The sequence below is a fragment of the Limibacillus sp. genome (genome assembly GCA_037379885.1).
GTDB lineage: Bacteria > Pseudomonadota > Alphaproteobacteria > Kiloniellales > CECT-8803 > JARRJC01.
Genome location: JARRJC010000068.1, coordinates 1 through 7,623, shown reverse-complemented (window position 1 = coordinate 7,623; position 7,623 = coordinate 1). Strand labels below are relative to the sequence as shown.

The 7,623-nt window shown below is 66.6% G+C and carries 8 protein-coding genes; 3 read left to right on the top strand and 5 right to left on the bottom strand.

Annotated features, from left to right (window positions below):
* The coding region (locus P8X75_13765; protein MEJ1996249.1) for a DMT family transporter at nt 1–518 on the top strand (518 nt) is incomplete at its 5' end.
* A 66-nt stretch (nt 519–584) separates the two neighbouring features.
* On the opposite strand, the gene P8X75_13760 is transcribed toward P8X75_13765, so the two are convergent.
* Together P8X75_13760 and zapE are read right to left on the bottom strand one after the other, a co-directional pair.
* Nucleotides 585–1,193, bottom strand: a complete 609-nt coding sequence (locus P8X75_13760; GenBank protein ID MEJ1996248.1) for an OmpW family outer membrane protein — start codon at nt 1,191–1,193, stop codon at nt 585–587.
* Between the two features lie 162 nt (nt 1,194–1,355).
* The gene (zapE, locus tag P8X75_13755; protein MEJ1996247.1) at nt 1,356–2,504 is read right to left on the bottom strand and encodes a cell division protein ZapE; all 1,149 of its coding nucleotides are present in this window, start codon (nt 2,502–2,504) and stop codon (nt 1,356–1,358) included.
* Between the two features lie 98 nt (nt 2,505–2,602).
* Here zapE and P8X75_13750 point away from each other — a divergent pair, with 98 nt between their 5' ends.
* The gene (locus tag P8X75_13750; GenBank protein MEJ1996246.1) at nt 2,603–4,177 is read left to right on the top strand and encodes a Rieske (2Fe-2S) protein; all 1,575 of its coding nucleotides are present in this window, start codon (nt 2,603–2,605) and stop codon (nt 4,175–4,177) included.
* 9 nt (nt 4,178–4,186) lie between these two features.
* Here the strand turns inward: P8X75_13750 and P8X75_13745 are convergent, their stop codons facing one another.
* Both P8X75_13745 and P8X75_13740 read right to left on the bottom strand, forming a co-directional pair.
* On the bottom strand, nt 4,187–4,666 hold the full coding sequence (locus P8X75_13745; GenBank protein MEJ1996245.1) for a GNAT family N-acetyltransferase: 480 nt from the start codon (nt 4,664–4,666) through the stop codon (nt 4,187–4,189).
* Nucleotides 4,659–5,678, bottom strand: coding sequence for an aspartate-semialdehyde dehydrogenase (locus P8X75_13740; GenBank protein ID MEJ1996244.1), 1,020 nt, complete (start codon nt 5,676–5,678; stop codon nt 4,659–4,661). Before P8X75_13740 ends, P8X75_13745 begins: the two co-directional genes overlap by 8 nt.
* 110 nt (nt 5,679–5,788) lie before the next feature.
* On the opposite strand from P8X75_13740, the gene P8X75_13735 reads away from it, so the two are divergent.
* Nucleotides 5,789–6,127 (top strand): DUF962 domain-containing protein, encoded by a 339-nt coding sequence (locus P8X75_13735; GenBank protein ID MEJ1996243.1) that lies wholly within the window; start codon nt 5,789–5,791, stop codon nt 6,125–6,127.
* 251 nt (nt 6,128–6,378) lie between these two features.
* On the opposite strand, the gene leuB is transcribed toward P8X75_13735, so the two are convergent.
* A complete protein-coding gene (gene leuB / locus P8X75_13730; GenBank protein MEJ1996242.1) occupies nt 6,379–7,470 on the bottom strand; it encodes a 3-isopropylmalate dehydrogenase in 1,092 nt (363 codons plus the stop codon).
* Between the last annotated feature and the right edge of the window lie 153 nt (nt 7,471–7,623).

Below are 7,623 nucleotides of genomic sequence, written 5' to 3'. Positions count from 1 at the left end.
TGCTGATCCTGGGCGGCGCCTTGGTCCTGTTCCAGGGCGAGAGCCTCGGCGAAGGCGCTATGGCGGCGCTGCTCTGGTCGCTGCCCGCGCCCATCGGGTTCGGCTTCATCATTGTCGTGCTGAGCGGCATGACCGCCAGCCTCAATCCCCTGGAGCGCATGGCTTCGGGCATGCTGGGAGCGATCCTGGGACTGGCCCCGCTAGCGGTCACGACGGAGGCGGCCATGCTGCTGCCCGGCAGCGCGGGACAGTGGGCCCTGGTGCTCGCCATGGGCCTCGTCACGGCGCTGATCCCGCAGTTCCTCTACACCATCGCCTGCCCGCGTGTCGGCGCCGCCAGAGCCGCCGCCGCGGGAAGCTTCGAGTTGCCCACCATGCTGATCGTCGGCTGGCTGTTCTTCGGGGAGGCGCTCGGCCCTCAACAAGCCTTCGCCGCCGCCCTGGTGCTGACGGCGATTCTTCTCAGTCCTCCGGTCTCAGCACCTCCGGTCGCAGCGCCTTCGGAACGCGCGGCCTGAAGCGGGAAGGGCCCCGGCGACACCTCCGCCGCCGGGGCCCTTTCTCCGATCTCCGCCGGACGCGGACTAGAAGCGGTAACCGATCCCGACGCCGAAAATCCAGGGATCCACGTCGATGTCCGCGCGCACCGCGCCGTTGTTCACGGAGGCATCGACGTTCAGCCAGAGCTTCTTGACGTCGGCGTTGATGGCCCAGTGCTCATCCAGCATGTAGTCGACACCGACCTGCAGGCCCCAGCCGAAGCCGTTGTCGATCTCCAGCGAAGAGAAACCGGCGGCGGCATCCTCGCCGTAGACCACCGTGTAGTTCACCCCCGCCCCGACGTAGGGCTTGAACTTCTCACCGATGGGAAAGTGGTACTGCGCCATGAGGGTCGGCGGCAGGATCCAGAAGTCGCCGACCGCCGTGGACCCCAGGCTCGCCTCGTGCTGCGCCGTGGCCAGGATCAGTTCGAGCGCGAGGTTCTCCGTGAAGAAGTAGGAGATATCCAACTCCGGCACCACGGCGTCGTCGATCTTCAGTCCGGGTAGATTCGACGACTCATCGGGCACGATGCCAATGGCGCGGCCCCGAATCATGAAACCGTCCGTCCAATCCCCATCCGCCTGCGCCAGACCCGCCGTTCCCGTCAGGACGGCCAGCGCCGCCAGCGCCGAACGGGAGACCTTTGGCAAGAACGAATTATTGCTCTGTCCCACCACCTTCTTCACTCCTTTCCGTGTGAAATAAAACCACAAGGAATGAAGGGCTTTTTGGAGGACCCAACCATGACTTGGATCAATTTTAGAGGGAGCTAAAGGTTTTTCTGCAATCCAGCGCCGGAAGAGAGCCGGCCCTTAGGCCAGGTGCGGCTTGGCGATGTAGTCGCGCGACTGCATCTCCTGCAGGCGGCTGACGGTGCGCTGGAACTCGAAGCTGCCGTCGCCTTCCGGATAGAGGCTCTCCGGAAGCGCCTCGGCGGAGGCGATCAGGTTGCAGTGATGCTCGTAGAGCTGGTCGATCAGCGTCATGAAGCGGTTGGCCTCGTTGCGTTTGTCGCTGGTCAGCTTGGGTATGCCCTCGACGATCACCGTGTGGAACCGCCGGGCGAGCGCCAGGTAGTCGAGCGAACCCAGGGGCTGCGCGCAAAGCTCCTCGAAGGTGAAGCGCGCGACGCCGCGCGCCTCGATCTTCACCGGGATCTCCCGGCCCTTCACCTTTACGGTGACGGCCTGCGGCTTCGCCCCGTCGGTGATCTTGTCGAAGGCGTTGTCGATGGCCGCCCTGGCGCGCGGGCCAAGCGGCGTGTGATAGACCGGCAGGTCGCGCAGCCGGGCGATCCGGTAGTCCAACCCCTCCCCCAGATCGAAGGCCTCTAGCCGTTCGCAGAGCAGGTCGATGAAGGGCAGGAAGCGATCGCGCTGCAAGCCACCCTCATAGAGACGCTCCGGCGGCCAGTTGGAAGTGGCGACCATCACCACGCCCTGGCTCAGAAGAGCCTCGAACAGCCGCCCCAGGATCATGGCGTCGGCCACGTTGACCACGTGGAACTCATCGAAGCAGAGGAGCCGCGTTTCCTCGGCGATCTCGGCGGCCAGCTTGGGCAGGGGATCCTGGTCCTGCCCCTTGGTCTTCTGGCGCCAGTGGTGCAGCTTGTCGTGCACCTCGCCCATGAAGGCGTAGAAGTGGACGCGCCGCTTGCGAAGCACCGGCGCGCCCTCGAAGAAGATGTTCATCAGCATGGACTTGCCGCGCCCGACCGGCCCGAAGAGATAGAGCCCGCGCGGCACCTCCTCGGCCAGATCGTCGCGGCCGATGCCAAAGCGCGCCAGAAACCCGCTGCGCCGCGCCGGGGCCTTGTAGCCCCTCAGCGCTTCATGCAGCCCTTGCAGCTTCTCCGCCGCGTGCGCCTGGGCCTCGTCCGGCTTCACCTCGCCTGCGTCGAGCAGGGCCTGGTAGCGGCCGAGCGGGCCCTCGGCGGGCTTTTTGGGGATGGGCTTGTCCATGCGGGTCTTGATAGCCTTTGCACGGGCCGCTTGAAAAGGCCCCCCGCAAGCGTGAAGTAACAAGAAGGTCGTGCAGAAGAGAACGGGAGTGGGCCGCCATGCCGGATCAATGGGTTTCCGCCGGATCGCTGGAGGAACTGGCCGAGAAGGGCCGCAAGCTGCTGCGCCACGAGGGCAAGCAGGTGGCCCTCTTCCATACCCCTGAGGGCGTCTTCGCCTGCAACAACCGCTGCCCGCACGAGGGCTACCCCCTGATGGAAGGCACCCTGGATCAGGACTGCCGCCTGACCTGCAACTGGCACGCCTGGCGCTTCGACCTGAAGGACGGCAGCACCGAGGAAGGGGACAAGGTGCGGGTCTATCCCGTCGAACTGCGCGCGGGCGAGGTCTTCGTCGATGTCTCCGACCCGCCGCCCGAGGCCCGGATCGCCGAAGCGGAAGCCAACCTGAAGGACTCCCTGAAGCGGAGGGACAGGGGCCGCTTGGCCCGCGAGTTGGCGCGTCTGGAAAAGGCGGGCGGGAATCCGCTGGAAGGCGTTGGTATCGCCGTCCGGGAGACGCTTGCGAACTACCCCTACGGCATGACCCACGCGCAGGGCGCCGCGGCCGACTGGCTGGGCCTGCGCGCGCGCCACGCCGACACGCCCGCCGAGCGGCTGGTGCCGCTGGTCGAGGTGATCGACCACATCATCGACGACGGATTGGGCGAGGGCCCCAAGCCCTTCGACGAGGGCCGCGCGCCCTACAGTCCCGAGGCCCTGGAAGCGGCCATCGAGGAGTCGGACGAAGCCCTGACCACACGGCTTCTGCGCGGTGCGCTGGACCAGGGGTTGGGGTGGGACGAGCTGGAGCCTGTCCTGGCCCGCGCCGCCTTCGCCCACTACGCCGACTTCGGCCATTCGGCGATCTACGTCTACAAAACCGGGGAGCTTCTGAAGCACCTGGGCGAGGACGCGCTGGAGCCGCTGGTGCTGCTGCTCGCGCGGAGCCTCTGCGAGAACTGGCGCGAAGACCTGATCCCCGAGTTCCGCCGCTACCGGCCAAGCCTGGAGGCCTGGGACGAGTCAAACGACGCCCCGGCCGCACCCGAGGACTTCCGGAAACTCCCCGTCAAGCGGGCGCTGGAACGCGCCCTGGCGTCAGCCGGTAGGCGCGAGGAGCTCTACCGGGCGCTGCTCGGCGCCGCCGCCTGGAACATGCTGCACTTCGATCTCTCGCTGGAGAGGCGGACCGACCTGAACCCGGCGGATTCCAAGAGCTGGCTTTCCTTCACCCACGCCATCACCTTCGCCAACGCCGGGCGCGTGCTGGCCGAGCGCCAGCCCGGCCTCTGGCCGGCCTTCCTGCTGCAACTCGCCTGTTTCGTCGGGCGCAACGCCGATGCGGTGAAGCCCGGCAACCTGGAACAGGAGTGGGGCGTGGCGGACGCAGAGGCCTTCTTGAACGAGACCTTCAAGAGCTACTTCGACCACGGCGTGGCCGAGCCCATCGTGACGGCCCATCTGGTCAAGCTGACCACGGCGGTGTCCGAGGAGATCGAAGCAGCCCCGGAGGCGCCTTTGCGCGGCACGCTGCTGGCCGCGCTCAACCGCCTGCTCAAGAACCCGCCGCGCCGGCCCCAGGTCCTGAGGCTCGCGACCCAGGCCGTCGCCTTCGTCGAGCAGGAGGGCTAGGGGCGCGGATCAGGCCTCGGCGGCGAGTTGGCGCAGCGAGGCCTCTTCCAGTTCCAGGATATGCGCCTCGTCCTTGGAGGCCCCGAGGCGGTCGTAGAAGGCGATGGCGCGGCGGTTCTCGTCCAGAACGCCCCACCAGAGACTGTCGCCGCCACGCGCAAGGGCCTCCTTGGCGGCGGCGGCCATGAGTTTACGGCCAGCGCCGCTGCTGCGCCAGGCCTCCTCCACGTAAAGGTCGTTCAGCCAGAGGGAGAAGGTCGCACGGTCGCTGTTGTAGAAGTCGATCAGCGTGGCGAGGCCGACGCTTCGCCCCTCCGCTTCGGCCAGCAGCACGCTCACCACCCGCCGCTCACCGAAGAAGTGGTCCAGCACCTGCGCCTCGCTGAAGAGGCCGTCTTCGCAGCCGACATAGACGTTCAGCGCGTTGAGCATCCGGGCGATCGCCGCGGCGTCGCCCGGACCCGCCCAACGCACGACGATGTCAGCCACCGAGGTAGTCCTGCACCAGGCACTCGGCGATCTGAATGGTGTTCAGCGCCGCGCCCTTGCGCAGGTTGTCGGAGACGCACCAGAAGGAGAGCGTGTTCTCCTGCGTTTCGTCGGTCCGCAGACGCGAGATGAAGACGGCGTCCTCGCCCGCGCACTCGACCGGGGTCACGTAGCCCTCGTCCTTGCGGTAGTCGATCACGGTGATGCCGGGCGCGGCCCTCAGCGCGGCCAGCGCCTGCTCCTCGTCGATCTCGTCCTCGAACTCCACGTTGACCGCCTCGCCGTGACCCACGAAGACCGGCAGGCGCACGCAGGTGGCATGGACCTTGATGGACTTGTCGAGAATCTTCTTGGTCTCCACGGCCATCTTCCACTCCTCCTTGGTCGCACCGCCGTCCATGAAGACGTCGATGTGGGGAATGGCGTTGAAGGCGATCTGCTTGGTGAACTTCTTCGGCTCGATCGGCTGGTTCATGTAGATGTTGCGAGTCTGCTCGAAAAGCTCGTCCATGCCCTCCTTGCCCGCGCCGGAGACCGACTGATAGGTGGAGACCACCACGCGGCGGATCGGCACCAGATCGTGCAGCGGCTTCAGGGCCACCACCATCTGGATGGTCGAGCAGTTGGGGTTGGCGATGATGCCCTTCTGGGTGTAGCCGCCAATCGCCTCGCGGTTGACCTCGGGCACGACCAGCGGCACCTCGGGATCCATGCGGAAGTGGGAGGTGTTGTCGATCACCACCGCCCCGGCTTCGGCCGCTTTGGGCGAATAGGCAGCCGACACCTTCGCGCCCGGCGAGGACAGCACGATGTCGACCCCGGTGAAGTCGAACTTGGCCAGGTCCTGGACCTTGACCACCTGGTCCTCGCCAAAGGAAATCTCCCGGCCGGCGGAACGCTCGCTCGCCAAGGGGATCAGCTCGTCGACCGGAAACTCCCGCTCGGCCAGCGTCTGGATCATCTCACGCCCGACATTGCCCGTCGCGCCGACCACTGCAACCTTGTAACCCATCGTCTCTTTTTCACTCTCTCTTCTAGAGGTTAGACTTCAACTTCGAATTCTTCCGGGCGAGGCTTCACGTAGGGCCCGCCCGGGCGGTTTGCAAGGAAAGGAGGGGCGCCTTGGCCCTAAAGGCCGAAAGCTACGCCGAGTTCTGGCCGCTCTACCTGCGCGAACACAGCAGGCCCGCGACCCGGCTGCTCCACTTCCTGGGCACCGCGCTGGCGCTGGTGCTGCTGGCCCTCGCCATCACCACGCAGACCTGGTGGCTGCTGGCGGCGGCGCTGGTCTCCGGCTACGGCTTCGCCTGGCTCGCCCATCTCTTCGTGGAGCGCAACAGGCCGGCCACTTTCTCCTATCCTCTCTGGTCCTTCATCAGTGACTTCCGCATGTTCTTCCTCTGGCTGGTCGGCGCTCTGGACAGGGAGTTGGACCGCCATGGGGTCCAGCCGCCCTCCTGAAACGCCGCCATCCTGAAACGCCGCCATCCTGAAACGCTGAGGGGGCCGCCCGTTTCCGAGCGACCCCCTCCTTTGATCTTCGATCCACTACAGGACCTTCGGGACGCGCGAAACGGGTCAGGCCACCTCTTTCGAGGTGGTCTTGCCGGTTTTGGTCAGCGTCGCCGCGAGCTTGAACATCGCTCTTGTCCTGTCGGGTCCATCATTCGGGCGAGAGATGTACGCCACCGCCCGGCCTCCGTCAACGGCGATCACGCCGCCATGGCGTCCAGTTCGGCCAGCAGCGCGTCGCCCATCTGACCGGTCGAGAGCTTGGTCGCCCCGGGGCTCATGATGTCGGCCGTGCGCTTGCCGTCGGCCAGCACCTTCTGGACGGCCTTTTCGATCAGCTCGGCGTCGTCCGCCAGATCGTAGGTATAGCGCAGCGACATGGCGAAGGAGAGCAGGGTCGCCAGCGGGTTCGCCAGCCCCTGCCCGGCGATGTCCGGGGCGGAGCCGTGGACCGGCTCGTAGAGCGACTTGCGGCGGCCCGTCTCATCGATGTCGCCGAGCGAGGCCGAGGGCAGCATGCCGAGCGAACCGGTCAGCATCGCCGCCTCGTCGGACAGGATGTCGCCGAAGAGGTTGTCGGTCACCATCACGTCGAACTGCTTGGGATTGCGCACCAGCTGCATGGCGCCGTTGTCGGCGTACATGTGCTCCAGCTCCACGTCGGAGAAGGACTCCTTGTGCAGCTTGGTGACCTCCTGACGCCAGAGCACGCCGGACTCCATGACGTTGGCCTTTTCCAGCGAGGTCACTTTGTTGCCGCGCTTCCTCGCCAGCTCGAAGGCGACGGCGGCGACCCGGCGGATCTCGTTGGTCGTGTAGACCTGGGTGTTGACCCCGCGGCGCTGGCCGTCCGGCAGCTCCTCGACGCCGCGCGGCTCGCCGAAATAGACCCCGCCGGTCAGCTCGCGGACGATCAGGATGTCCAGCCCCTGGACGATCTCCGGCTTCAGGGTCGAGGCCTCGACCAGCGCATCGAAGACGATGGCGGGGCGCAGGTTGGCGTAGAGCTGCATCTCCTTGCGCAGGCGCAGCAGGCCGCGCTCGGGCTTCTGCTCGAAGGGCAGCTCGTCCCACTTGGGCCCGCCCACCGCGCCCAGCAGCACGGCGTCGGCGTTCATGGCGTCGGCCATGGTGTTGTCGTGCAGCGGCGTCCCGTGCGCGTCGATGGCCGCGCCGCCGACCAGGTCTTCCGATACGTCGAAGGTGACCGCGCGGCGCTTGTCCATCCAGTCGATCACGCGGCGCACCTGACCCATGACCTCGGGCCCGATGCCGTCGCCCGGCAGGATCAGAGGTTCTTGTTGGAGCTCATCTCAGGTTCGTTTCCTCTGTTGGTTCGTTCCGTTCGCCGCCGCCGCCCATCCTTCGAGACGGCCCCGTCCCGGGACCTCCTCAGGATGAGGTTGGGCGCAAACTCATTCTGTGGCGGAGAGGGCTTGGTACAA

What these genes read in the sequence shown, in the direction of transcription:
- zapE (MEJ1996247.1), bottom strand. Translation starts at nt 2,504, where the DNA reads ATGGACAAGCCCATCCCCAAAAAGCCCGCCGAGGGCCCGCTCGGCCGC.
- P8X75_13750 (MEJ1996246.1), top strand. Translation starts at nt 2,603, where the DNA reads ATGCCGGATCAATGGGTTTCCGCCGGATCGCTGGAGGAACTGGCCGAG.
- P8X75_13740 (MEJ1996244.1), bottom strand. Translation starts at nt 5,678, where the DNA reads ATGGGTTACAAGGTTGCAGTGGTCGGCGCGACGGGCAATGTCGGGCGT.